Source organism: Streptomyces sp. YS415 (assembly GCF_023544665.1).
Taxonomy (GTDB): domain Bacteria; phylum Actinomycetota; class Actinomycetes; order Streptomycetales; family Streptomycetaceae; genus Streptomyces.
In genome coordinates, this window is the sequence record NZ_JAMJFL010000081.1 from 1 (window position 1) to 1,451 (window position 1,451).

Here is a 1,451-nt window from a genome sequence, read left to right on the forward strand (position 1 = left end):
CCTAGTAGGGCTTGGTCAGCTTCGTTTGTGAGTGGCGTGTCTGTTGGGCTGTGGGTGTCGTTGTGATGGTGTGACACCTGGGGAGATGGCCGAGGTCCGGGAGGACCTGGAGGCGTTCACGGCGGAGTTGTTCGACGGGTTCTTCCGTGCTGACCAGCGGCGGTGGGGCCAGGTCTATGTGCGGGGTCTGCTGCTGGACGGTAAACGCAAGTCGGTGGAGCCCATGGCCGCCAGGCTGGGCGAGGACGGCAACCGGCAGGCGCTGGCTCACTTCGTGACGTCCAGCCCATGGAATCCGGGACACGTCCAGGCCCGCCTGGCCTGGAGGATGCAGGACGCGATCGGTCCGGAAGCGTTGATCGTCGACGACACCGGGTTCCTCAAGGACGGGGACGCCTCGGCGTGTGTGTCGCGGCAGTACACCGGCACCGCGGGCAAGGTCACCAACTGCCAGGTGGGAGTGTCGCTGCACCTGGCCACCGACCGTGCCTCCGCCGCGATCGGCTGGCGGCTGTTCATGCCGTCCGGCTGGGACCCGGCCTCGCCCGGGGCGGACCCCGCCAAAGTCGCCCGCCGCGGCCGCTGCGGCATCCCCGCCCAGGCGGGACACGTGGAGAAGTGGCAGCTGGCTCTGGACATGATCGACGAAGCACGGTCGTGGGGCATCGACGTCCCCCTGGTCGTCGCGGACGCCGGATACGGTGACGCCGCCGCCTTCCGCAGCGGCCTGGAGGAACGCAACCTGCCCTACGCGGTCGGTGTTTCCGGCCGTCACAGCGCTCACCTTGCCGACGCCCGGCCCGTCCTGCCGACCTATGCGGGCACCGGCCGACGGCCGCAGATGCAGTATCCCGACCCGCCGCGGACCATGAAGGATCTGGTCGTCGCGGCCGGCCGGACAGCCGCTCGGCCGGTGTCCTGGCGGGAGGGATCCCGGCCGGGCGCCAGCCGAAGCGGCTTCAAGCGTATGTACTCGCGTTTCGTCGCCCTCAGGGTCCGGCCCGCCGGACGAGGCATCCGCAGGCCGGCCGATGATCCCGAACTGCCCGAGCGCTGGCTGCTGGCCGAATGGCCTGCCACCGAGCCCGAACCGGTGCAGTTCTGGCTCTCCAGCCTGCCCTCCGGCATGCCACTGGCCACCCTGATCCGGCTGGCCAAACTGCGCTGGCGCATCGAGCACGACTACCGCGAGATGAAACAAGCCCTCGGACTTGCCCACTTCGAGGGCCGCACCTGGAACGGCTGGCACCACCACGTCACCCTCGTCTCCGCCGCCCACGCCTTCTGCACCCTGCAACGGCTGGCACGAGACCCAAAAGACACCGCGCAGGCCTGAGCCTCTACCAAGTCGTCCGCGAGCTGCAGACACTCCTTGCTCTCTGGGCCGGCGCCTGCCCCACCTGCCACCGCGACATACCCACACCTCTACGAACCTGACCAAGCCCTACTAG

The 1,451-nt window shown here is 69.2% G+C and carries 1 protein-coding gene; it reads left to right on the forward strand.

Annotated features, from left to right (window positions below):
• Positions 1–85: 85 nt before the first annotated feature.
• Positions 86–1,336: an IS701 family transposase gene (locus M8H82_RS36320; protein ID WP_250080021.1), complete on the forward strand. Its 1,251-nt coding sequence runs from the start codon at positions 86–88 to the stop codon at positions 1,334–1,336.
• The last annotated feature ends 115 nt before the right edge of the window (positions 1,337–1,451 follow it).

What these genes read in the sequence shown, in the direction of transcription:
- M8H82_RS36320 (WP_250080021.1), top strand. Translation starts at nt 86, where the DNA reads ATGGCCGAGGTCCGGGAGGACCTGGAGGCGTTCACGGCGGAGTTGTTC.